A 22,380-nucleotide genomic window follows, 5' to 3' on the forward strand; every position below is an offset into this window, starting at 1 on the left:
GAGTCGCTAGATCAGAGTATTGCCGGCAGGGCTCCACCGAGCGCCGACGCGACCTCAGCTTCGAGGGCCGCGACAAGCGCTTCCGGTGGGGCCTCGCCGCATACGGTCAACCAGTTGGCCAGCATCCGATGCCCGCCCTGAGTGAGGACGGATTCGGGGTGGAACTGCACGCAGTGAATGGGAAGCTCGCGGTGACGCATGGCCATCACGACGCCACTCTCGGTGTGCGCGGTGATTTCCAGTTCGCCCGGAATCGTGTCCTCGAGAACTGTCAGCGAGTGGTAGCGCGTCGCGGTGAACGGATTGGGTAGACCCGCAAGAACTCCGACGTTCGTGTGGTGAACCTTGCTCGTTTTTCCGTGCAGCAGTTCCGGTGCGCGATCCACGGTGGCTCCGAAAGCGGCACCGATCGCCTGGTGGCCGAGGCAGACACCGAGTACCGGCGTCTTGGTTTCGGCGCACACCTTCACCAGGTCCATGGTCACTCCCGCGCGCTGCGGAGTGCCGGGGCCGGGGCTCAGGAGAATGCCGTCGAACTGCTCGGCAGCAGCGTGGAGGCCGCCAGGAGCGGTCAGTCGCGGATCGTCGTTACGCCACACCACGGCTTCGGTTCCGAGCTGACCCAGGTACTGAACCAGGTTGAACACAAAGCTGTCGTAGTTGTCGACGACGAGAATCCTCATAAGAGCAGGGTAAACGCCCGCGCTAACCGCCGGTGTACGCGGGCACTGTGATCTCGCCGGAACTCGCCTGGGTGTAGCCGAGACCGAACCTGGTGGCGTACTGCTTGAACACCCGAATTCCCGGTTCGCCGGCCAACGCCGCCTCGAGTCGTTCGGTGTTGCCGATCGCCCGCATGACGTACGGCGGGCTGTATGTCCGACCATGCAAGAGCAGGGTGTTGCCGATGCACCGCGGCGCCGACGTGTTCACGATTCGCTGGTCCTGCATCCCCACTGCTTCGGCTCCGCCCGCCCACAGGGCGTTCAGGACACTCTGGACATCCTGCTGATGCACCACGAGGTCGTCGGGGGTGGCGTCGACGGGATACTTGCCATCGGCATTGCGGGGAGCGTCGGTCATGGTGACCACCACACCGGGGCCGGTCATCTCCGTCAGACCCGCGTCGACGGACATCGCGTCGAGTTCGGCAAGCGCCTCGGCAACGCCGTCGTCGGATCGTGCGGCTTCCACTTGGAGTGCATTCAGTTGCGCCGAGAGTTCGTCGCGGGTCGCGGAAATACCGTCGGCGTTTGCCTGCGCGCTGCGCACGAGATCGGAGAGCCGGGTGCTGTCGGTGACCTGAAGCTGATTCTCTTCGGCGGAGCGCGACGCGGTAGCGACCATCAGTCCCGCCACGAGGCAGACAACAAGGACACCCACGCGCCAGAAGTTACGCGACCCGGTGGACCCGACGGTTTGTCCCACGCCACTCTCCGCTTCTTCCGCTGTCACTTTCCACTGACACTGATTCTCGCTCTGTCATGCCCAGTCGGCCCGTGACCGGCCGGACCCAGCTACGTTAGCGTGTAGGTACACATATGCAGGTCACACCGTAAGAGCGAGGACGTTATGCCCAAGTCGAAGGTACGCAAGAAGAACGACTACACGATCAACCCGGCGAACCGCACTCCGGTCAAGGTGAAGATGGGTCCGTCGAGCACGTTGTACGTCTCGGTGATGCTCGGTTTCATGCTTGTCGGATTGGCATGGTTGATTGTGTATTACTTGGCCGCAGATTCGATCACATGGATGAACGACTTGGGAGCGTACAACTTCCTGATCGGCTTCGGTTTCATGGTGGTGGGACTCATCATGACCATGAAATGGCGTTGACCTGCACGTTCCCGATTCGACTTTGATCGTGACCGGCTTTCAATTACATGGGTGTCATTCATCCCCAGTGTGGATAACTCCTGTGGACAACCTAGGAAGTTATCCACATGCTCGAGGATGAATTTCATCCACAGCCTCGTGACAACGGCTCGGACATGGTCTCGTGGGCCACTCCGATGGGTGCCGTCTACGCGATGTTCGCCGGCGGAATCGCGCTCGCGATCGCCGCGATCGTGGTGCCGACGGAGACCGCCGGACGGTTCCTTCTCGCCCTCGCCGTGATCGGATTGTTCGTCATGGCCGGACTTGCCCTGAAGCAGCGTCCGCGACTCGCCGTGATCGACGACAACGGCACCCCAGCTATCGCCGTGCAGCGTTTACTCGCGCGCCACGTGTTTCCCCGGCCGCTGATCGACCGGGTGCGCTTGGTGCGCTACCCACGTCTGGGCCGACGCGTCCCCATGCTCGAGATCGACATAGTCGACCGATCGACCGACACCGAGAAGCTGTTGATCTTCGGCCGCTGGGATCTGGGCACCAACCCCGAGGACGTCCTCGAGGTGCTCACGGTCCACGGCTTGGTACCGCCCGAGAAGTAGAGTCGAGCGGTGAGCAGTCCAGAGAGCGCGGAGCGCGACCGCCTTCTCGATCTCGCGGCCGATTACGTGCTCGAGTTCGGCGTCTCCTCTGCAACACTCCGGGGGTTGAGCCGCGCCCTCGGCTCCAACAATCGCATGCTCCTCTACTACTTCGGGAGCAAGGCCGGCTTGCTCCTCGAGGCACTACGCCGCGCCGGGCTCCGCTTTCCCGGGATAGCTCACCTCCTCGATCTGATCCGCGATTCCGAGATCCCCATCGCGGAGCGTCTTCACGGCGCGTGGGACATCCTCGCCGACCCCGAACTTGTTGCGTACCATCGACTCTTCTTCGAACTCTTCGGGGTGGCCGCGTTCGATTCGGAGCAGTACCGTCCGCTCCTCGAGGGCGTCGCCAACGAGTGGGCAGACGAAACTGCCCGCGCCATAGCCGAAACCGGCGTCGACGCCGAACTTGCCGAAACTCTGGGACACGAAATCGTGGCCGCGTGGCGCGGGTTTCAGATGACGCTGATCGGAGCCGGGGACAGCGCAATGGTCGATCGTGCCGCCCGGCATCTGACAGAGTCGATCGTCGCCACCATTTACTCTGCTGCGCAGCCGATTACATAGCGAGCGCCGCAAGGTCCGGTTGCACGATGTCGAGGGCCTGCTGCGGAACTGCGACGGCGTCGGTCGACCATCCCCAGATCGAGTACAACTCACGGTTCGGATCGGTGTATCCGTCACGGCCGTGCAGCACGCGGTAATTGTCGATGCAGATCATCTCGCCGGCCTCGGCGCGGAACATCGGTCCGCTGTCTCGCACCTGAATCACGGCCTCGCTCCACCGCTTGACCATCGGCCACTGCGCATCTTCGGATTCACCCTCGATCGGCGCGAGGAAGGGGTGGTATCGCGCCTGATCACGGCCACTGCCAACCGTCCTGGCGATGGGAGAGAAGGTGGACTGCTGGAAATTCGGTTCGGAATGATCGATGTCCACGCTCCAACAGAACTCTGCCAGCTCAGCCGTCGACAGATCCAGTGCCAGCAGCCGGGTGAGCTTGACGGCATCGATCAGAAACGAATCTCCCCCGCTGGGAAGTGCCGGCTGCTTGCACCACAGAAACAGGTAGTCGGGCGCGTAGTCACCGAACGCAAAGCCGTCGTTGTGTGCCGTCATCCGATCCGACGACATGTCGAAATACCGTTTGCGGCCACGCTTGTCCACCGGTTGCTCGTCGACGACTGCCGCTTCCGCGTTCTGACTTCGGGCTGTTGCCTCGAACTGGCGTCCGACGCGAATGTACTTGTCACCGAGGAGCTTCGACGCAAAGGCAATCGCGTCGGCCTCGGTGTGCAGCCCACCGAACACTGCGGCGCCGTCGAGCGCGATGGCTGCCCGGACGGCCGCGACAGTGTTCACGCGCCGGGGAACCACACTGGCCTGCGTTAGTTGAGACGAGAACATTCGTGACTCCCTACGTCGATGTGAACCGAGTTGAACCAAGTGGTTCAAGTCAGCGTAGGTAGCCGCGATTTCAATGATGTAACTCCGGAAACCGATTCGGTTACGGACCTGCTCGTCAGATCACCTTGCCGGGGTTCATGATTCCGTATGGATCCAGTGCGCCTTTGATCGCGTGATGCATCGCGACCACGGCCGGCGAGAGTTCCTGGGCCAGACCGCCCATCTTGAGCAGGCCGACGCCGTGCTCACCCGTGACTGTTCCACCCAACTCGAGGGCGTTGTCGATGATCTCGGCAAAAGCGGCCTGAGCGCGGGCGCGCGCCGCCTCGTCGTCATGGGGAGTGATCAGCAGGGGGTGCAGGTTGCCGTCACCGGCGTGAGCGATATTTGCGATGTGGGTGTCGTGCCGAGCCGAGATCTGTTCGATGCGAGCCAACATTTCCGGAACTGCGGCCTTCGGAACGCAGATGTCCTCGGTCAGGACCGGCCCCAGTCGCTCGAGGGCCGGATACGCGAGACGGCGAGCCGAGAACAGTGCGTCGGCTTCTTCCTGGTCGGTGGAACGGGCACTCCACGTGGCACCGGAGCGGTTGAAACACGCCAACATTCGCTCGGCTTCGGCGTCGCCGATCTCGCCGGGAGTGTCGATCCGTCCGAGAAGCACTACCTCCGCGTCGGCGGAAAGTCCCATGTTCTTCCACGCGTCGACGGCCAGCAGGCACTGCCGATCGATCAGTTCGAGGGCTGAGGGCGTGAGACCTTCTGCGGCAACTGCTTCGACAGCCTTTCCGGCGGCGACGATGGAATCGAAGTAACCGACGATCGTGCGTTCAGGATCGCGCTGAGGACGCAGTTTCACGGTCACTTCGGTAATTACTCCGAGTGTTCCCTCCGAACCCACCATCAGTGCCGAAAGATCGAATCCCGCGACACCTTTGGCTGTACGACGCCCCAGGCGCACGAGTTCGCCGGTACCGGTGACGACCTGCATACCCAACACGTAGTCCTTCGTGACTCCGTATTTGACGCAGCACAGACCGCCGGCGTTGGTCGCGACGTTGCCGCCGATGGTCGACCACGGAGCACTGGCCGGGTCCGGCGGGTACCAGAGGCCCTGCTCGGCGCACGCCTCACGCAGGTGATCGTTGACCACGCCTGGCTCCACGACAGCCAACCGCTCGAGGGTGTTGATCTCCTTGATGGCGTTCATCGCGTCGAAGGCAATCACCACACCACCGGAAACGGCGTTGGCACCACCGGACAGACCTGTTCCGGCGCCACGCGTCACCACCGGGGCACCGTGCGCGATGCAGGCGCGGACAACGGCCTGGACCTGCTCGGCAGTGCGGGGACGCACGACGGCGACCGGCATGGCGTACGGAGCCCATTCGGCGTCGTCGTGGGCGTAGCTCGCCATGATGTCCGGATCCACGATGAGGCGATCTACGTCGATCTGCGAGCCGATCGCCTCGAGGAGCGCGACGGAGTCGACGGCGGCCTGATCAAGCGAAGTCATAACTCCACGATAGTGACAGCCAAAACGCCAGCCCATGTAGATTTACTCCAGGGAATCGGCTGATGTATGTGCCTTTTCTCCATGCGCGATACTGCTGGGAGTGACGATGCACGAACAATGGCTACAGATGCTCCTCAACGAGGCTTCAACGGATGAATTGATCGCTCATCGTGATCGACTCGCCGAAGCCGCACCGCCCGGCGAGGTTCACGATATCGAGCGGGCAGCACGATCCGCCTTGCAGCTGCGCAGCCTCCTCGCCCAGCGCCGCCAGCGTGCCACCGAATTATCCGCGCTCAACGACATCGCAACACTGCTGACCACGATGCACGATCATCACGCGCTCCTGCAGGAAATCGTGGACCAGGCAAAACGGCTGCTCGGAGTAGATCTCTCGTATCTTGCGCTCATTCACGACGACATCCTGATCATCGAAGTGACCAGCGGCGCGTATACCGCGCAACTACTCGGACTCACCGTCCCCTTCCGCGAGGGCCTCATCGGCCGGGTTGTCGAAAACTCCTCTCCCGCCTGGACACCGGACTACCGCAACGATCCGTCGTTTGCCCACATCGGACCAGCCGACGACGCCGCTCGCGCCGAGAACATGCGCGGTCTACTGGCCGTTCCACTGCAGGTGGACGGAAAGATCCTGGGCGCACTGTGCGCGTGCAAGCGCCAGGAACGACGCTTCGGCAACGAAGAAGTTGCGCTACTGTCCGCACTGGCCGCCCATGCGTCGGTGGCTATCGAGAATGCTCGCCTCCTCGAGCAGTACCGCGCGACGGTCGCGGAGATCAACGCCGCCAATACCGAACTCGCCAAGCGCACAGCACTTCTCGAACAGACGCTGACGTGGGACCGCTCACTGACCCACGTTGTGTTGCGCGGCGGCGGAGTTCGCGAGCTCGTGCAGGAAGCGTCGGCGTCGACGCGATGCCCGGTGTTCTTCGTAACCGGCCGAGGCGAAATCCCGCCAGGACTGCAGCACCTGCGAAGCAGTGTGGTGCGGGCCTTCGACATACTGGCCGCCGATCGGCGTGAACAAGCACTGACCCTGATCGACGGTGAGCAGTTCCTGTTTGCCGTCGAAGTCCGCAGCGCCGGTGATCGCCTGGGCGTACTTTTCCTGACTTCGCGTCAAGAACCCACTGCCGCAATGCGATTGGTTCTCGAACGCTCGGCGCCGGCGGTGGCACTGGCACTGGTCGGCGAACGTGCGGCCCGGGAAGCCACCCGCCGCGCCCGCGACGCGTTCCTGGTCGATCTCATCACTCGGCCCGCCCCGACGCCGGCCGAGGTGACGGGTCAGTTCCGCCTGGCCGGCCTCAACCCGGACCGCTCGTACACCGTCGTCGTGGCCCGTCCTGCCGACGCGGTCGATCGGGCACGTCGAAGTATCGAGGAGATCGCCTTTCCTCCGGGAACCGTTGTTGCCGAGCATGGTTCCCGCGTCATTGCCATGATTCCGGGAATGACACCCACCGAGGTGGCTGCTGCCTGGGTACAACCGGCCGAGAATCCCACCGTCGGTATCGCCGATCCTGCCGTCGGCGGAGAGGGTCTGGCGCGGGCATACGTGGAGGCTCAGCGCACCGTCGACGTTCTCGAAACTCTGGGCCGGGCGTCACACGTCGAAGCGGCCAGTTCGCTCGGCATCTACCGAATCCTGCTCAGCCACACCGGTCGAGACGAACTGGAGATGCTGACCCAGCGGTCTCTCGGCCCACTCCTCGAGGAGGAAGCCAGGCGTGGTGTGCCGCTGCTGGACACTCTTGCGTCGTACCTGGCTCACAATTGCCGGCACTCCGCGACGGCAACTGCCCTCGCAATCCACGCGAACACCCTGTATCAACGACTCGAATCCATCGACCGTTTGATCGGCACCGAATGGCGTCAGCCGGACCAAGCGCTCGATCTTGCGCTCCTGATCCGGCTGCGTGCCAGTGCGGGGAAGCTCGGTCAGATCTGAGCGGGCTTGTCAGATCGCTTTGCCAATACCACCACAAGGGTTGCAGCGCAGAGCATCACCGCACCCACCACCCACAGGCCCGCCTTGGCGTTTCCGGTCAGATCGGTAAGCCATCCCGTGATGTACGGAGCACCGAAGCCCGAGGCGTTGCCGATCGAGTTGATCATCGCGATACCGGCGGCCGCACTCGCTCCCGTGAGGAATGTGGTGGGCAGGTACCAGAAGACAGGCAGCGCGCACAGGACACCCACCGCGGTCAGTGATACGGCGATCATGACGGTGAAGGGCGAATCCAGGTACAACGCAATCGGAATGGAGACGGCACCGAGGAGCGTCGGCGCTGCGACGTGCCACATCCGCTCACCGGTCTTGTCGGAATGACGGCTCCACAGCACCATCGCGACCGCACCGATCGCGTAGGGAACTGCCACGATCAGGCCGGTTTCCACGAGTGAGAAGTCGGTATCGAATGTCTCCTTGAACCCGGCGACAATGCTGGGCAGGAAGAAACTCAGGGCGTACAGGCCGTACGTGATGCCGAAGTAAACCAGGCCGAATCCGATGACCCGGGGATCGCGCAGCGTCTTTCCGGCCGACTGGTGGCCGGCGTCGCCCAGTTCTCGTTCCTCGTCTTCCATCGATCGCATGAGCCACGTGCGCTCCTCGAGGGTCAACCACTTGGCCTCGGCGGGTCGATCGGTGAGATAGAACCAGACGACAAACGCCAGAATCACCGCGGGCAAGCCCTCGATCAGATACATCACGCGCCACCCGGCCAGACCGAACAGGCCGTCGCCGTACTGGATGATCGCGGCGGACAACGGCGCGCCGAGAGCTGACGAGAGCGGCAGGGTCAGCAGGAACAGGCCCATCAGTCGTACGCGGTACTTCTTGGGGAACCAGAATGTCAGGTAGAGCAGCACGCCGGGAAAGAAGCCGGCCTCGGCGATACCCAAGAGAATTCGCAGGAAGTAGAGGCTTCCCACATTCGGTACAAACGCCAGAGCCGCAGCCAGAATGCCCCACGTGAGCATGATGCGCGCAATCCACAACCTGGCGCCGAAACGGTGGAGAGCCAAGTTGCTCGGCACTTCGAACAGGAGATAGCCGACAAAGAAGAGGCCGGATGCGAGTCCGAACATCGTCTCGGTCATTCCCAGGTCGGCGCTCATGGTGAGCTTGGCAAACGCGATGTTCGTACGATCCAGATAGTTCACGAAATAGAGCAGGATCAAGAACGGAATGAGCCGCCTGGCTACCTTCTTCACCACACGAGATTCGATCTCGCTCGGCGCGACTGCGCCGTCAGGGGTGGCGCGATCGGTGGAGGTCATCGCGGGGTTACTCCTAAAAATGGTCGGAAGCACTGCTTCTACTCGAGTGACTCGAGCCACAGTAGAATTCATTGCTTCGTCGCACTATGTGGATTGTCTCCACAGAAGAAATCCCGCTATGTGCACTATCTCTAGCTGCTGGTGAGGAACAGTCCCTGCTCGCGTAATTGCACGACGCGCATCACGATGATTCCGATCGTGACCACGGTGATAGCGCCGAATGCGATCCAGCCGATCCGGACTGCTTTCAACCGATCCTGACCCGCGCCCAACCACTGCGGCGCGTACAGGAATGCGGCAGCGGCAGCGGCGCCCGCCAGCAGACCACCCGCATGTCCCCAGAACGAGATGCCGGGCAGCGAAACACTGATGATCACGTTGATCGCGATCACCGAGATGATCGGGACCGGGCTACGACGCAGGCGGAGCAGCAGAACTGCCTGAGCGCCCATGATGCCGAAAATCGCGCCGGACGCGCCGGCGGTCCACGACAGAGACGTCACCGACGCGAAGACCGGTTGAAACGCCATCACCGACGCGCTGCCGCCGATCAAGGACACGAGATAGATGCTGATGTACCGAGAGCGGCCCATCACGATCTCCGTGTCACGGCCCAGGATGTAGAGCGCATACATATTGACGGCCAGATGCAGGATCCCGAAGTGCAAGAACCCCGATCCGATCAGCCGGAACCACTCACCGCCCGCAACAAGGGCGGGGTTGAGGGCCCAGTTCGCAAAGATCGACGAACCGACCTGGTTGTTCATGATGCTGCGCGACTGCACGAGCGTCGCCAAGAACGCCAGGACGTTGAGTCCCATGAGCGTGTAGGTGACGACCGGAACCGGCCGCGCCTGCGTCACGGTATTGCCTGCGACGCCACGCACCGGGCGAATATCGCGTTGACCGGCAGCTACACAGTCAACACATTGGTAGCCCACCGCAGCCTCACGGAGGCAATCGGGGCACGCCGGGCGGCCACAACGATTGCACGAGAGAGCAGTGGGTCGATCTGGATGGCGGACGCACCGCGGCTGGGGCGGGAGGCCCTCACTCGCACCGCCGCCCCAACCGGGGTTAGTCATCTTCGTTGTTTACCTGTTCAGGAGATGGTGATGCTGTTGATGACGACGGGCTCGACCGGGCGATCGGAGCGATCGACCGGGGTGGAGGAGATAGCGTCGACAACCTTGCGCGACTCGTCGTCGAGAACCTCACCGAAGATCGTGTGGCGGCGGTTCAGGTGCGGCGTCGGGCCGGTGGTGATGAAGAACTGCGATCCGTTGGTTCCCGGGCCGGCGTTAGCCATGGCGAGCAGGTAGGAACGGTCGAACTGCAGTTCCGGGTGGAACTCGTCGCCGAACTGGTAGCCCGGGCCGCCACGGCCGGTTCCGGTGGGGTCGCCACCCTGGATCATGAAACCGTCGATGACGCGGTGGAAGACTGCGCCGTCGTAGAACGGTCCGGTCTTGGCGCCGGATGCGTTCTCGGTGGAGTATTCCTTCGAGCCGTCGGCCAGGCCGACGAAGTTCTCGACGGTCTTCGGCGCGTGGTTGCCGAACAGAGCGATCTTGATGTCGCCGCGGTTCGTGTGCAGCGTTGCGGTTGCGGTCTGATGAGTTGAAGTCACCACCCCATCGTGCCATTGTCTGGCTTTTGATGGATGTGAGGCTGCCAAACCGACCACGGCAGTCCTTGCCAGGACATCGCCGGCGCCTTCGATTTCTTCAGTGGATCTCTCGGCTGACAACACACGGTTCCTCTTGACACCTCACCCCACCGGGATGCACCCCGTCGACATCGACGCGAAGTCCAGCGGCTGCGCCGGCACATGGCGTCCACGTGGTGTGTCGTCGACCAGAATCCCGTCGTCGACGACGACGTGGCCACCGACAAGAACCGTCACCGGTTTCCCGCGCAGCCGCCGACCCTCGTACGGGGTGTAGTCGGTTGCCATATGGAGGTCGGCATCCGACACGGTCCATTCCAGCTCTCCGTCCCAGATGGCGACGTCGGCGTCGGAACCGGGCATGATCGAACCCTTACGCGGATAAAGACCATTGGTACGAGCGGGATTGGCCGACGTCAACTGAACGAAGCGACTGGCTGACAAACCATTTTCCGAAACAAATTTCGAGAATACGACGGGTAGGCGAGTCTCGACGCCCGGCAAACCGTTCGGCATATGGCGCACGTCATGGCGGTGCTGACGCTTCTGCGCGGTGTCGTAGCAGCAGTGATCCGAACCGATGGTCGTGATGTGGCCGGTGAAGAGGTGCTTACCCAAACCGTCGACGGTCTCCGCCGACCGAAGTGGTGGGCAGCACACAAATTGTTCCGGCTGCGAGCCCAGGTACTCCGAATCATCCAGTGTCACATGATGTGCCACGGCTTCGGTAAACGCCACCAACCCACGTTTTCGGGCATCGGCAACCAGCTCGACAGCCGCTGCTGACGATTGGTGCACGAAGTACACGGGCGCCTGTTGCGATTCTGCAATAGCCAATATTGCTGCTACCGAGGCCGTTTCCGCCAATTCCGGTCGCGTTGTCGCCATACCGGCCGCGTCGATGTGCCCACAGTCGGCGGCGTTATCCTGCGCGTCACCGACTATCGCATCCGATTCGCAGTGAATGATCACCATGCCACCGAGGTCACGCGTGGTCGCCATCGTGCGCAGAATGGTGTGCTCGTCGGCCATGGATTCACCGGCGTACGTCGTGAACATCTTGACCGTGCGGATTCCGGCGGCAGCCATCGTAGCCAGTTGGCCGGCCGTCGTATCGTCCCATTCGACTACACATCCGTGCAGAGCCGAATCACACAGACCCTCAGTGGCTTTGGTTCGGAGCTTGTCCGCCGCCTCCAGCGGATCCTGACCCGGCCGAGGTATCGCAAAATCGATGATCGTGGTGGTGCCGCCGAACACTGCGGCGGTAGTGCATTCGGCGTAAGAATCGAGCGACGTGAATTCACCCGACGTGAACCCGACGTGGCAATGCGGATCCACACCGCCCGGCATGACCAACTTGCCGGTCGCGTCGAGTACAACTGCGCCGTCCGGAATCGGCCCGCCGGGTTCGGCAATCGCGATGATCTTGCCGTCCCGCATCACGACGTCGGCAAGTCCACTCCACGACGATTCCACCACGGTGCCGCCGCGCACCACGGTCAGTGGGGAGGTGGTCACGACTGGCTCGCGAGGTACGCTCGCCAACCGCCGCGGTCGCTGATATCCACTACCTCGGGACGATCCAGCCACTCGGCGCGCATGCGCATGGACAACGACCCTCGTCCGTCGGCGAGAAGAATCACGCCGAGTTCCAATTCCTCCGGCTCACGGGGCAGCAGTTCGAGTCGAAGGAGATCGTAGTCGACCTCGTACAGCTCACCGGGAACGGTGAATCCACCTTCGACCACTGGATACAATCCGGGGAATTCGTCTCGGACGGAGAAGAACTGGTAGTTCGGCGCGGTATCGACTGCCCCCAGGAAGGTGGCGCCGGCGAGTGCGTCGTTCAGTGTTCCACCGGACAGCGCTTGCCCGTTCACGAACATCGTCACGGTTGCCATAGTTGTCTCCTCTATTTCGAATAACTGCGGTATCAGTGCGACGCGGTCAGACGCCCCGGCCCGAAGGAACTGACGTCGACAACCGGTTCCTTGCCCTGGACAAAAGCGGTGAGTACGTCTGCCCACAGCGACGCAAAGGTGAACGAGTAGGTTCCACCGGCCACAAAAACGCCTGGTGCACTGTCGAGTTCACCGATGATCGGCAATTCGTCCGGTGTGGTCACTACGGGGCCGGTCCAGACATCGGACAGTTCGATCTCGCCGAGGCCGGGCATCAACCGCTGAGTCTGGGCGAGATTGCCCTCGATACTCTCCTCACGGATGGGTGCCGCGCCTTCCGGCCGGAACGGACCGGCCGGCCAACCGCCACCGAGAACGATGCGATTGCGCTTGTCCTGCTTGATCGAAATTCCCTCACCGACGTGCTGCACCAACACATTCAAGGTCTCGGGTGGGGAAGCCAGGGTGTGCATTTGCAGAGACAGTGCACGCAGGTCCAGTTGCACGTCCACCATCGCGGCAACTTCTGCCATCCACGGACCCGCGGCATTGACAACGTGGGGCGCCTGCCACGTACCCGCGGCAGTACCGACGTTCCACGACTGACCGACCCGCTCGATCGCGGTGACCTTGGTATCGGTGAACAGTTGCGCTCCACGGGCGAGCGCCGCCGCCAAGAGAGCCGGGCCCGCGATATCGGGTTCTGCGTAGCCGTCCAAGGCGCACCAGCTTGCACCGGCAATGGTCGGCCCGAGCAACGGAAGCTCTTGGCGTGCTTCGTCACCGGTAAGTAGACGCGTCGGGATTCCGATTTCCCGTTCCCATTCGTGCTTCTGCGCCAGAGCAGCACATTGCTCAGCGGTCTCGGCCACCATGTAACCGCCACAGCGGACCAGTCCGACACCGCCGGGGACATCGTGCTCGAGATGATCCCACAACTCGCTCGCGGCGAGCTGCAGTGGCAGCAGACGCCGCACATCCAGCGCCACGCCCTGACCGGGCCGACGCGTGTGAATCGTCTGAATGTGCAGATTTCCCGCCGTAGTACCCGAACCGGCGCAATTGGGTACCGACCGATCGAGCACCACGACACGGAAGCCTGCATCGGTCAATCGAAATGCGGCTGCAGCCCCCACAATTCCTGCACCGATGATGACGACGTCGGTGACCACTGCTTCACTGGACATGTTCGAACTCCTTCGATGCGTGTGCCGTGGCTTCCGCAATTCCGGATCGATCGATGATCGCCTGCAACGTCTCGATGATGATCGGATCGGTGACCGGCAGCAGCGGCTCCCGTACGTGCCCGCCGGGCTGTCCCAGCAGGTTCATCACCGCTTTGAGCTGGGGAATCGGAGACGCGTGAATGCCGCTGTAGTCGCCGTTGATCAGCGCACCCGACAATGCGCGGTATCGGTCTGCCCATACCTGTGCTGCTGCGGCATCTTTGGCTACAACAGCGCGATAGAAGGGAACACCGAAGGGAGCTCCGACGCCACCACCGTCGATGTTGCCGTCACCACCGAGCTCCAGGAGCGCAGCCAATCCACGACGATGCAGGAAGCTACCGAAAACTCTTACCTGCGAGGAGTACTGCTCGACGGTGTCGAGCATGCTCAGCCAATCGCCGGTGCTGTCCTTGATCGCAACCACATTCTCGAGATCCGCGATCCGGCCGAACAATCCGGGGATTTTTCCGATGTCGAGTGACACACCGCGCGGCCAGTTGTAGGCCATGAACGGTAAATCCGTTGCAGTGGAAACTTTTTCGTAGTAAGCAACCGTCTCGTCCGCCGACGTGTGGACGTACGGCGGCGGGGTCGCAAGAATTCCGTTCGCGCCGGCGCTCGCTGCATGCTTTGCGAGTCGCCCTGATTCCTCGGCCGTGTACGCGCTCACCCCGATCAGGACGGGGAATCGGCCGCTCACGGCCTCCACCGCCACCTCGGCGACAAGTTTGCGTTCGGCATGGGTCTGGGAGAACCACTCACCCGTGCTGCCGTTGATCAGAACCCCGTCGACACCCATTCGCGCGTAGAGCTCCATGAGCGCGGCGAATGCATCGACATCCACGGCGCCGGCAGCATCGAACGGGGTGGGAGCAGCGGGCCAATAGCCCGACCAAGCGACATCGTCGCGATTCATAGAAGTAGACCTCTCGATGGAGATGCACAGACTGTGCGAATGGGATCGATTCCATACATTGCTCCGAACCGCTAAAATCGTCAAGCCAGGAAACAGACTCGTAACACGGGCATAGTCGAATGAAGCAACCATCCAGTCAATGAAGCCAAGAGGACACGATGACAGTCACCCTGATCGATGTCGCAAACGCAGCCGGCGTTTCGCGAAGCACTGCATCACGCGCATTGAGTGGATCGACGTTGATCTCTCCACAGACCAGGGCGGCCGTGCAGGAAGCGGCGCGCAAGCTGCAATACCGCCCCAATCGCGCCGCGAGCACCCTACGCTCGCGGCGATCGCACCTCATCGGCCTCGTGATGAACAACCTGCTCAACGCGTCGTTCCACACCGTTGCGGAAGTAGTACAGAAAAGAGCTTCGGACAAGGGTTTTCAGGTCATTCTGTGCATCACCGATGCCGATGTCTCACGCGAGCGTGATGTGCTGGAGATGCTGGCCGAGCACGGCGTGGACGGGACGATCGTGATCGGCAGTGGCCGTAATGCCACCGCCACCAACGAACTGATTGCGGGAAGCGCCGTCGTCAACCTCATCAGGTCCGTGGAGGGCAGCAAAGCCCCCAACGTGCTTGCCGACGACATCGACGGCGCTATGTTCGCCACGCGGCATCTACTCGGACTCGGCCACCGGAATATCGGCTACATCGGCGGCACCGACGACGCGACGTCCGGCCGAGAACGCTTCGAAGGATACCGTCGCGCACTGACCGAATACGGCGTCGACGTGGATGAGTCTTTGGTCCGAAAAGGTTCTTTCACAACATATTTCGGCGCCGAGGCCGTCGGTTCACTACTCGATCACGCACCGAAGATGACTGCGCTGTACGCCGCCAATCACGAAGCCGTTTTCGGCATTCTGCCGACCCTCGTCGGCCGCGGCGTAAGCATTCCGAACGAGTTGTCCCTGGTGTGCCACGAGGACATGCCTTGGCTCGAGATGTGGCAACCTGCGATCACCACAATCGACAACGGTGCTATTCAACTGGCCAATGTTGCGATGGATCTTCTTTTCCAGCAAATAGATTCGGAAAAGCTCGAAAAGGAAGACCAAGGACGCACCTACCGGATCGGCTCCACCCTGATCGAACGAAATTCGTGCACGCCACATGACGGACGTCACTGAAAACGGTAACGATGGTGGCGTAGGACACGCAGTTTCGTTAACAGTTCGTTTCGTCCGTATCTCTCGCGTTAACAGCGTTGACCCTTCATCACTCGCATGCCAAGCTCAGTGCAATCGATCCCATGAATCTGTTTTCGGACCAATCAGAGCCCCTCAAAAAGCGCTCTACCGTCCGAAAAAATGTAGGCGGAAGCCACTCCCGAAAGGCCACTCGAAAATGCGCAGAATGCTCGCAGTCGCAGCCGCCACCGCTTTGGCAGCCACCCTCACAGCCTGTGGATCGGGGAGCGACGACACCGCCGCACCCACCGACTGCACCCCCACACTGGGCTCTTCGGACCTCGCCGAAGAAGGCACCCTCACCATCGCCACCAATGCCACACTCCCTCCGATGCAGTACGTGGACGAGTCAGGCAAGGTCGTCGGAATGCGCGTTGACCTGGGCAAAGAGATTGCGAACCGCCTGTGTCTTCGCGCCGACTTCGTCAACATCGAGTTCGACGCCCAGATCCCCGGCGTGCAGAGCGGCCGCTGGGACATGATCGACACCGGGATGTTCTACACACCGGCTCGCGCCGAGACCATTTCGCTCGTTCCGTACGAGGTCCAGGCGGTATCCGTCTCCGTACCGGCTGGAAATCCCGAGTCCATCTCATCCGTCGACGATCTAGCCGGCAGGACCATCGCCGTCGAAGCGCCGGGATACGAGTTCGACACCCTCAACGCGTTGAACGAAACATTTTCCGCCGCCGGAAAGCCGTCCATGAACGTCCAGACATTCAAGACGAATGCCGATGCCTACCAAGCACTTTCAGCAGGACAGGCGGACGGGGCGGCAATCGTCAGCTCCGTAACCTCCTTCTACCAGAAGGACGGCCGCTTCGAGACGGGCGTCGACGGCATCAACAACTCGCCCTTGGCGCTCGGATTCGCCCAGGGCAGCCGAACCGCCGTCGAGGTGGCACGTGTCCTCACCGACATGCGAGCCGACGGCTTCCTCCCCGCTCTGTTCGAGGAATACGGCGTCGAAGGTTACGACGGCGACATCTCCGTCAGCACCGGTCCACTGCAGCCCTGAGCTCCGCTCGCAGCAAGACAGAGCTTCGCTCACATCAATTCTGAGCTCCGCTCCAACCGAAAGGTGACCCTATGTGGTCCTGGGATGCATTCTTCTCGATCTTGACCAGTAAACAGCTGCTCGAGGGCGCATGGGTCACCATCTGGCTCACTGTCGTCAGCATGGTTCTCGGCCTGATGCTGGCCGTCGTCGTTGCTGCGGCACGCTCGTCCCGCTGGTGGATTCTGCGCGCAATCGTCGGCTTCTACGTGTGGCTGATGCGTGGCACGCCCCTACTGGTGCAGTTGGTCATCATCTACACCGGACTCCCGCAAGTGGGTATCAAACTCGGCGTCATCGAGTCTGCTCTGCTCGGGCTTGTTCTCAACGAAGCCGCTTATCTCTCCGAAATCGTCCGCTCTGGATTGATGTCGGTACCGGCAGGACAAACCGAGGCGGCCCGCGCACTGGGCATGTCACCGTTCAAGGTATTCCGAGTTGTCGTGCTGCCCCAGGCATTTCGCGTCATGATTCCACCGTTGGGCAACAGCTTCAACGGGCTGCTCAAGACCACAACTCTGGTATCGGTCATCTCGGTCCAAGAGTTGTTGCGGCGCACGCAGTTTCTGGTTCAGGTCAACTTTCGGGTCCTCGAAGGCCTGTGCGCAGCGGCCCTGTACTTCCTTGTGCTGACCACGCTCTGGGGAATGATCCAGCGCGTCCTCGAAGCCCGGGCCGGCCGAGGCTACGACCGTAACTACAAGCGCAAGAACAATTCCGGTGATGCGAAAGTCGCCGAGTCAGCTCAGCTAGCGGAAGCAGTGAACAGATGACCACCACCGCCATCGCCCGCAGCACCACGGTTGTTCGCGTCGAGAACATGATCAAGTCCTTCAACGACGTACGCGTGCTCGACGGCATCGATTTCAGCGTGTCCACCGGCGAAGTCGTGCTGCTACTGGGACCGTCGGGCAGCGGTAAGAGCACCCTGCTGCGCACCCTCAACTGCCTCGAGGTCATCGACTCCGGAATCGTCGAGGTGTGCGGCGAATCGATGGGTTACGTCGACAGCAACGGCAAACGCCGACTGCGAACCGAGGCGCAGATCGCGAAACAGCGGCACAACACGGGGATGGTGTTCCAGAATTTCAACCTCTTCCCCATGATGACCGCCGTGGAGAACGTCGCAGCAGGTCCACGCCACGTACAGGGAGTTGCGAAGGACGAAGCCCAGGCGCAGGCGCTCGAACTCCTCGACCTGGTCGGGTTGTCCGACAAAGCCGACAACTACCCCTCCCAACTCTCGGGCGGTCAACAACAACGCGTTGCCATCGCCCGCGCGCTGGCCATGAAGCCGAGCGTCATGCTTTTCGACGAGCCGACATCGGCGCTCGACCCTGAAATGGTCAAAGAGGTCTTGGACGTGATGGTCCGGCTTCGCGACGAGGGCATGACGATGGTGGTAGTCACCCACGAAATGGCATTCGCCCGCGCTGCCGCAGATCGCATCGTTTTCATGAGCGACGGCAAGATCGTCGAAGACGCTGCCCCTGATCAATTCTTCGACAACCCACAAAATCCACGCACCCGGCAGTTCCTGGGACAGATCCTGTGACAAAGTGGAGTCATGACACGAGTGACCGAGTCCCTCAGCAGCCAGCTTCCCGACACGTTCGACCAAGCCTTGGCCAGGGTCGAAGATTCTTTCGAGGAAACGGCATCACGTATCAAGGAATCAGACGCAGCCGATAACGCCCGCCGCATCGCCGCTGTGGTCGCAACAGCGACCGCCCGTGGTGCCCGGCAGCTCGGCCTGTTCCTGGGCCGTCAGAGCGCCGTTCTCGCCAAGAAGGGCGTGGAGTGCGCGAAGTCCCTCCCCGCCAAGTCAGCGGCGCGAGCAGAGCGTGAACCGAAGCCGCGTGGACGCAAGCGCATCGGCCTGTTCGTGATTGCCGGTGTGGCAGTGATCGGCGGCGCTGTCTTCTTCAAGAGCCGTCGCCGCGAGCACCCGCCGGTGGCGTCGGCTCCTCCGCGAGTGGACGAGAAAACTGCGTAGATCGTGAAGCAGTGAGGCCCGGAACACAGTGTGTTCCGGGCCTCTTTTCGTTCGTGTGTCGGCGTCAGCAGTTCGACGGCGCCGGAACGTTGTTGAACCGGTCGATCATGTAGCCGACGGATTCCGGCGTTCCCACGACGTAGGGCATTACGTGCCCCAGGGCCAAGCCGGATGCAACCGAGGGCAGCTCGTTCACCGAGAACTGCACGACCGCGCCTCCGTCACACCAGTCCCGTGCGAGTTCTTGTCCCTGCCCGAACGGAACGATGTCGTCGGCCCGGCCGTGCTGGATAAGCACCGGCGACGTCGGTATTCGATTCCCGATCTTCTGTTCGTCCAGAATTTCCTGCGCCAACGGCAGTCGAGCAAGCACGGCCGACAGCGATTCGCCGGACTTGGTGAAGCTCGAGGAGTGCTGGAATCCGAACTGCAGTCCGGTCTCTCCGACACACTGGTTCTTGGTTGCGGCCAACATCGCTCGTCCACGATCGTTGATCTCCGCATCGAGCAACGACTCCACTTCGGGATACTGAGTCACTATCCCGTTGAGCGCGTATCCGATGACACCGGTGAGGAACGTGCCGTCTACTCGAGCGAGCGTGGCTGCGAGATCAGCCGGTGGGGCACCAGCGTACGTGCCCTTCAGATCGAGTTCCGGGGCGTAGGACGGCTTCAGTTCCGTTGCGGCAGCGGCAGCGCCACCGCCCTGCGAGTAGCCCCATAGGCCGACGGGCCCATCGTCGGGAATGCCGGCATTCGGCAATTGCTGAGCAGCACGCACCGAATCGAGGACGGCGTGTGCCTCGGCCGCGCGGTTCACGTACGTGTGGTCACCTGGCGTTCCCAGCCCGTCGTAGTCCGTGACGACAACGGCAATGCCGTTGAGCAGCAGCATGTTCACCCAGATGGACTCGTAGCCGACCATCACGTCGGTCGGAAACTTGTATTCCATTCCGGTGTTGAACAGCTTGGACGGGGCGCACTGATCACCCTGCCCGTGAGTACCTACTGCGCTGGCAACCAGTGGACGCGCCCCCTGCCCGGTCCACGGGTTTGTCGGCTCGAGGTACGTGCCGGTGACCGCAACGGGAGCACCATTGGCGTCCTCGCTGCGGTACATGATCTTGGTGGCGGTAGCCGGCCACGGGCCGTTCGATCCCGGCACGCTGAGCAGCAAGGGCGTCGGCTCACTGCGAATGAGGTCCCCATTGTTGCCGGCCGGCAATTCCGTCGGCGGAGTGTAGAAATCCGCTGGTTCAGCCGCTGCGAACGGCGCCGTTGCAGCACTGGTCACCAGTGCTGCAACGGACAAGCCGATTGCCCACGACATTCGGTTCTTCACGGTCACGTTCTCCCCACGTCGTTTGCACTGTGCTCTGACACACAGTGAACGCAGGGTAACATATACCTCAAAACAAACTTACCGGTAAGGAAACAACCTTAGAGTGGTTGTCGTACAGCCACTTTCAACTATTTTGTCGGCTCCAGATTGTTCGTCAGGAGCGCCCGCAACTGCTCGGTGTTCTGAGGCGTCCACGTCGGCGGGTGCAAGATGTTGGCCCACATGTCCGCGGCGTCTTCGCCGTAGTTGTGACCATGACCCGACGGAACATCAGCCGAGAACACCATGTCGAGAGTGACCTGCCAGAACGTCACCAGAGGAATCCAGGTCATCCCCGGATCCACGTCGCGTCCCTCCGGCTTTTCGCTCAACCAGTCCGGCTTGTTGAGCAAGAGGTCGAACGACCACCACGTGATGGGGTCACTCGCATGCTGCCAGTACACGATTCGATCGTCGTTCCAGTCGGCATCGAGCTCCAAGTCGATCGGATCCGCAGCAAAACGGATCGACTCACCGCCGTCGATCACAGGAAGAATCTCGCGCGAACCTGAGTCACGGTTGTTCGTGATCTCCTGCCACTGCTGCGTGAAGTTGGGTGTGCCCACCCACAACGCTCCGTCGACGCGCGTCATCATGTCCTGATCGCCGGCAAACGCGGCCTGGCCACCGTACGAGCCGAGGCTCTCACCGAACACGACCAACTCGGGACGCGTCTCCACCGGCAGGTCGATCCACTCGGCAAAAACAGCGTTGAACAGTGCGCGGCCGGCAACCATCGGAGTCTCACGGTCGGCGATGAAAGCCAACGGACTCGGCAGGAACGAGTACTGCATCGACGCGATGGCCGTGTCCCCGTCCTCGACATATTCGAACGCCGACGCCACATCCTCGTTGACCCAGCCACGACCGGTCGTCGTGACGACGGCCAGAGTTCCGCGGTCGAAACCACCGGTGCGCTTGAGTTCGTCGACAACCCGGTTTGCCACGCCGCGAATCGAATCCGACGACTCACGCCCGGCATAGACGCGGATCGGTTGCTTCGCCTCACGCCCGGTCAGCGCCGTGATCTCCGCCGCGGTGGGGCCACTACCCATGAAGGTGCGCCCTTCCTGCCCCAACGAGTCCCAGGCTTCCGCAGACATCGGCGAACCACTGCGCTCGGCGATGAGGGGCTGTTCGATACCGTCCGGCGTTTCCGTATCCGCGCCCGAGAAACTCCAGTTCGCGAACGCGATCAACCCGTTGTACAGCGCACCGTTCACGACGAAGACTGCAAGAGCGAGCACCACGACAAGGCTGGCGACCTTCGCCGCTTCCTTCGGGACGAACCGCAAGGCGAACTGCGACAGACGGTTCGTGGAATAGCGGATACCCCGCGACGCCTCGAGCAGGATGAACCAGATCAGTAGCGAGATCAACGCCACCAGAAGGTAGTTTGCCGCACTGTCACGCGGCATTCCGACAAGTTCACGGACTATTCGCTGCCACCGCGCCCCCAGAATCAAGAAGAGGGGAACCGCGATCACAGCTACAACCGCCATGGTCCGCCACGCGATCTTCTTCGTGCGCTCCGACCACTGCGGCTCGACGCCACACTTGCGAACCGTCCAGGCAACCAGAGTTCCGATCGCATAACCCATAGCGAGGGAGATACCCGACGCAACGCCCTGCAGGTACCACGCTCGTGGTAGCAGCGACGGGGTCATCGACCACGTAAAGAACACCAGCGCAAAGGCAAGGCCAACCGGATGAAGCGTCGCGCAATAGCGGCGTATGCGGTCCCACACAGATCTCATGCGGGAATCGTAAGCGCAGAGAGTTCGATTTCGGGCACCGTACCGCCCAGTCGGCATGCTAATTCCGAAGAGCGAACGTACCTTTCGCTCGACAGGGGGAGCGGATACGCACATACAAAAACACCCTCCCGGTTGCCCGGGAGGGTGTTTTTCTTACTGTGGAGCCTAGGAGATTCGAACTCCTGACATCTGCCTTGCAAAGGCAGCGCTCTACCAACTGAGCTAAGGCCCCGTTCGGTTTTCCGACCGGAGTCAGAGTACCTATGTTCTAGCTTGTTTCCAAATCGTGCCAAACCTTGTCTCCGCGCCGACTTTTGATCAACTTGGTGACTACGAGAGACACCAGAATGCTAGCCCCGACAAGCAGGAAAACCTTCATTCCAGCAACCCTTCTTCGGCACAAGGAGTGGGCCTAGGAGGACTTGAACCTCCGACCTCTTCATTATCAGTAAAGCGCTCTAACCACCTGAGCTATAGGCCCCTGAACCGGTTTCAAAGATTACCCCACCGGCCCGCTAACACC

22 protein-coding genes and 2 tRNA genes are annotated in these 22,380 nt (G+C 61.8%); 9 read left to right on the forward strand and 15 right to left on the reverse strand.

What is annotated here, in order from left to right; genetic code table 11:
- Positions 1-11: 11 nt before the first annotated feature.
- Together ACFRFQ_RS12710 and ACFRFQ_RS12715 are read right to left on the reverse strand one after the other, a co-directional pair.
- The gene (locus ACFRFQ_RS12710; RefSeq protein WP_378657699.1) at positions 12-683 is read right to left on the reverse strand and encodes an aminodeoxychorismate/anthranilate synthase component II; all 672 of its coding nucleotides are present in this window, start codon (positions 681-683) and stop codon (positions 12-14) included.
- Between the two features lie 22 nt (positions 684-705).
- Entirely contained in the window at positions 706-1,347 is a 642-nt protein-coding gene (locus ACFRFQ_RS12715) for a DUF881 domain-containing protein (protein ID WP_378658561.1), read from the reverse strand.
- A 225-nt stretch (positions 1,348-1,572) separates the two neighbouring features.
- On the opposite strand from ACFRFQ_RS12715, the gene crgA reads away from it, so the two are divergent.
- From crgA to ACFRFQ_RS12730, 3 genes are all read left to right on the forward strand, one after another.
- Complete coding sequence (gene crgA / locus ACFRFQ_RS12720; RefSeq protein ID WP_033235329.1) at positions 1,573-1,836, forward strand: cell division protein CrgA; 264 nt, start codon at positions 1,573-1,575, stop codon at positions 1,834-1,836.
- Between the two features lie 107 nt (positions 1,837-1,943).
- The gene (locus tag ACFRFQ_RS12725) at positions 1,944-2,435 is read left to right on the forward strand and encodes a PH domain-containing protein (protein WP_378657701.1); all 492 of its coding nucleotides are present in this window, start codon (positions 1,944-1,946) and stop codon (positions 2,433-2,435) included.
- Between the two features lie 9 nt (positions 2,436-2,444).
- Positions 2,445-3,044: a TetR/AcrR family transcriptional regulator gene (locus ACFRFQ_RS12730; RefSeq protein WP_378657704.1), complete on the forward strand. Its 600-nt coding sequence runs from the start codon at positions 2,445-2,447 to the stop codon at positions 3,042-3,044.
- On the opposite strand, the gene ACFRFQ_RS12735 is transcribed toward ACFRFQ_RS12730, so the two are convergent.
- The gene (locus ACFRFQ_RS12735) at positions 3,037-3,840 is read right to left on the reverse strand and encodes a TauD/TfdA family dioxygenase (protein ID WP_378657707.1); all 804 of its coding nucleotides are present in this window, start codon (positions 3,838-3,840) and stop codon (positions 3,037-3,039) included. The two genes, ACFRFQ_RS12730 and ACFRFQ_RS12735, sit on opposite strands and share 8 nt — an antisense overlap.
- 160 nt (positions 3,841-4,000) lie before the next feature.
- The gene (locus ACFRFQ_RS12740) at positions 4,001-5,437 is read right to left on the reverse strand and encodes an FAD-binding oxidoreductase (RefSeq protein ID WP_378657710.1); all 1,437 of its coding nucleotides are present in this window, start codon (positions 5,435-5,437) and stop codon (positions 4,001-4,003) included.
- Positions 5,438-5,507: 70 nt separating this feature from the next.
- On the opposite strand from ACFRFQ_RS12740, the gene ACFRFQ_RS12745 reads away from it, so the two are divergent.
- A complete protein-coding gene (locus tag ACFRFQ_RS12745; protein WP_378657713.1) occupies positions 5,508-7,373 on the forward strand; it encodes a helix-turn-helix domain-containing protein in 1,866 nt (621 codons plus the stop codon).
- Here the strand turns inward: ACFRFQ_RS12745 and ACFRFQ_RS12750 are convergent.
- The 7 genes from ACFRFQ_RS12750 to ACFRFQ_RS12780 form a co-directional block, all read right to left on the reverse strand.
- Entirely contained in the window at positions 7,364-8,707 is a 1,344-nt protein-coding gene (locus ACFRFQ_RS12750) for an MFS transporter (protein ID WP_378657716.1), read from the reverse strand. The genes ACFRFQ_RS12745 and ACFRFQ_RS12750 overlap by 10 nt on opposite strands.
- A gap of 131 nt (positions 8,708-8,838) precedes the next feature.
- The gene (locus ACFRFQ_RS12755; protein ID WP_378657719.1) at positions 8,839-9,792 is read right to left on the reverse strand and encodes a rhomboid family intramembrane serine protease; all 954 of its coding nucleotides are present in this window, start codon (positions 9,790-9,792) and stop codon (positions 8,839-8,841) included.
- Positions 9,793-9,809: 17 nt separating this feature from the next.
- Positions 9,810-10,337, reverse strand: coding sequence for a peptidylprolyl isomerase (locus tag ACFRFQ_RS12760; protein ID WP_378657721.1), 528 nt, complete (start codon positions 10,335-10,337; stop codon positions 9,810-9,812).
- 141 nt (positions 10,338-10,478) lie between these two features.
- Positions 10,479-11,897 carry a dihydropyrimidinase gene (gene hydA, locus ACFRFQ_RS12765; protein ID WP_378657724.1) on the reverse strand — a complete coding sequence of 473 codons (1,419 nt, stop codon included), beginning with the start codon at positions 11,895-11,897 and terminating at the stop codon, positions 10,479-10,481.
- Positions 11,894-12,280 carry a gamma-glutamylcyclotransferase gene (locus ACFRFQ_RS12770; RefSeq protein WP_378657727.1) on the reverse strand — a complete coding sequence of 129 codons (387 nt, stop codon included), beginning with the start codon at positions 12,278-12,280 and terminating at the stop codon, positions 11,894-11,896. Before ACFRFQ_RS12770 ends, hydA begins: the two co-directional genes overlap by 4 nt.
- Positions 12,281-12,312: 32 nt before the next feature.
- Positions 12,313-13,467 (reverse strand): NAD(P)/FAD-dependent oxidoreductase, encoded by a 1,155-nt coding sequence (locus tag ACFRFQ_RS12775; RefSeq protein ID WP_378657730.1) that lies wholly within the window; start codon positions 13,465-13,467, stop codon positions 12,313-12,315.
- Entirely contained in the window at positions 13,457-14,425 is a 969-nt protein-coding gene (locus tag ACFRFQ_RS12780) for a dihydrodipicolinate synthase family protein (RefSeq protein WP_378657733.1), read from the reverse strand. The genes ACFRFQ_RS12775 and ACFRFQ_RS12780 overlap by 11 nt, the downstream gene beginning before the upstream one ends.
- A 158-nt stretch (positions 14,426-14,583) precedes the next feature.
- Here ACFRFQ_RS12780 and ACFRFQ_RS12785 point away from each other — a divergent pair, with 158 nt between their 5' ends.
- The 5 genes from ACFRFQ_RS12785 (at position 14,584) to ACFRFQ_RS12805 (ending at position 18,719) form a co-directional block, all read left to right on the forward strand.
- Positions 14,584-15,606: a LacI family DNA-binding transcriptional regulator gene (locus tag ACFRFQ_RS12785; RefSeq protein ID WP_378657735.1), complete on the forward strand. Its 1,023-nt coding sequence runs from the start codon at positions 14,584-14,586 to the stop codon at positions 15,604-15,606.
- 226 nt (positions 15,607-15,832) lie between these two features.
- Positions 15,833-16,684 (forward strand): ABC transporter substrate-binding protein, encoded by an 852-nt coding sequence (locus tag ACFRFQ_RS12790; protein ID WP_378657738.1) that lies wholly within the window; start codon positions 15,833-15,835, stop codon positions 16,682-16,684.
- 71 nt (positions 16,685-16,755) lie between these two features.
- A complete protein-coding gene (locus tag ACFRFQ_RS12795; protein WP_378657740.1) occupies positions 16,756-17,496 on the forward strand; it encodes an amino acid ABC transporter permease in 741 nt (246 codons plus the stop codon).
- Entirely contained in the window at positions 17,493-18,278 is a 786-nt protein-coding gene (locus tag ACFRFQ_RS12800) for an amino acid ABC transporter ATP-binding protein (protein WP_378657742.1), read from the forward strand. The genes ACFRFQ_RS12795 and ACFRFQ_RS12800 overlap by 4 nt, the downstream gene beginning before the upstream one ends.
- Before the next feature lie 12 nt (positions 18,279-18,290).
- Positions 18,291-18,719 carry a hypothetical protein gene (locus ACFRFQ_RS12805; protein WP_378657744.1) on the forward strand — a complete coding sequence of 143 codons (429 nt, stop codon included), beginning with the start codon at positions 18,291-18,293 and terminating at the stop codon, positions 18,717-18,719.
- A gap of 64 nt (positions 18,720-18,783) precedes the next feature.
- On the opposite strand, the gene ACFRFQ_RS12810 is transcribed toward ACFRFQ_RS12805, so the two are convergent.
- From ACFRFQ_RS12810 to ACFRFQ_RS12825, 4 genes are all read right to left on the reverse strand, one after another.
- On the reverse strand, positions 18,784-20,061 hold the full coding sequence (locus ACFRFQ_RS12810) for a lipase family protein (protein WP_378658563.1): 1,278 nt from the start codon (positions 20,059-20,061) through the stop codon (positions 18,784-18,786).
- A gap of 128 nt (positions 20,062-20,189) precedes the next feature.
- The gene (locus tag ACFRFQ_RS12815) at positions 20,190-21,857 is read right to left on the reverse strand and encodes an alpha/beta hydrolase (RefSeq protein ID WP_378657747.1); all 1,668 of its coding nucleotides are present in this window, start codon (positions 21,855-21,857) and stop codon (positions 20,190-20,192) included.
- 159 nt (positions 21,858-22,016) lie between these two features.
- A tRNA-Ala gene (locus tag ACFRFQ_RS12820) sits at positions 22,017-22,089 on the reverse strand.
- Positions 22,090-22,264: 175 nt separating this feature from the next.
- Positions 22,265-22,338, reverse strand: a tRNA-Ile gene (locus tag ACFRFQ_RS12825).
- Between the last annotated feature and the right edge of the window lie 42 nt (positions 22,339-22,380).

The sequence above is a fragment of the Rhodococcus sp. NPDC056743 genome (assembly GCF_042790355.1).
Classification (GTDB): Bacteria; Actinomycetota; Actinomycetes; order Mycobacteriales; family Mycobacteriaceae; genus Rhodococcus_F.

Coding starts and splice junctions, on each gene's coding strand:
- ACFRFQ_RS12710 (WP_378657699.1), bottom strand. CDS start 683: ATGAGGATTCTCGTCGTCGACAACTACGACAGCTTTGTGTTCAACCTG.
- ACFRFQ_RS12715 (WP_378658561.1), bottom strand. CDS start 1,347: ATGGTCGCTACCGCGTCGCGCTCCGCCGAAGAGAATCAGCTTCAGGTC.
- crgA (WP_033235329.1), top strand. CDS start 1,573: ATGCCCAAGTCGAAGGTACGCAAGAAGAACGACTACACGATCAACCCG.
- ACFRFQ_RS12725 (WP_378657701.1), top strand. CDS start 1,944: ATGCTCGAGGATGAATTTCATCCACAGCCTCGTGACAACGGCTCGGAC.
- ACFRFQ_RS12740 (WP_378657710.1), bottom strand. CDS start 5,437: ATGGGCTGGCGTTTTGGCTGTCACTATCGTGGAGTTATGACTTCGCTT.
- ACFRFQ_RS12745 (WP_378657713.1), top strand. CDS start 5,508: ATGCACGAACAATGGCTACAGATGCTCCTCAACGAGGCTTCAACGGAT.
- ACFRFQ_RS12750 (WP_378657716.1), bottom strand. CDS start 8,707: ATGACCTCCACCGATCGCGCCACCCCTGACGGCGCAGTCGCGCCGAGC.
- ACFRFQ_RS12755 (WP_378657719.1), bottom strand. CDS start 9,792: ATGACTAACCCCGGTTGGGGCGGCGGTGCGAGTGAGGGCCTCCCGCCC.
- ACFRFQ_RS12770 (WP_378657727.1), bottom strand. CDS start 12,280: ATGGCAACCGTGACGATGTTCGTGAACGGGCAAGCGCTGTCCGGTGGA.
- ACFRFQ_RS12775 (WP_378657730.1), bottom strand. CDS start 13,467: ATGTCCAGTGAAGCAGTGGTCACCGACGTCGTCATCATCGGTGCAGGA.
- ACFRFQ_RS12780 (WP_378657733.1), bottom strand. CDS start 14,425: ATGAATCGCGACGATGTCGCTTGGTCGGGCTATTGGCCCGCTGCTCCC.
- ACFRFQ_RS12785 (WP_378657735.1), top strand. CDS start 14,584: ATGACAGTCACCCTGATCGATGTCGCAAACGCAGCCGGCGTTTCGCGA.
- ACFRFQ_RS12790 (WP_378657738.1), top strand. CDS start 15,833: ATGCTCGCAGTCGCAGCCGCCACCGCTTTGGCAGCCACCCTCACAGCC.
- ACFRFQ_RS12795 (WP_378657740.1), top strand. CDS start 16,756: ATGTGGTCCTGGGATGCATTCTTCTCGATCTTGACCAGTAAACAGCTG.
- ACFRFQ_RS12800 (WP_378657742.1), top strand. CDS start 17,493: ATGACCACCACCGCCATCGCCCGCAGCACCACGGTTGTTCGCGTCGAG.
- ACFRFQ_RS12805 (WP_378657744.1), top strand. CDS start 18,291: ATGACACGAGTGACCGAGTCCCTCAGCAGCCAGCTTCCCGACACGTTC.
- ACFRFQ_RS12815 (WP_378657747.1), bottom strand. CDS start 21,857: ATGAGATCTGTGTGGGACCGCATACGCCGCTATTGCGCGACGCTTCAT.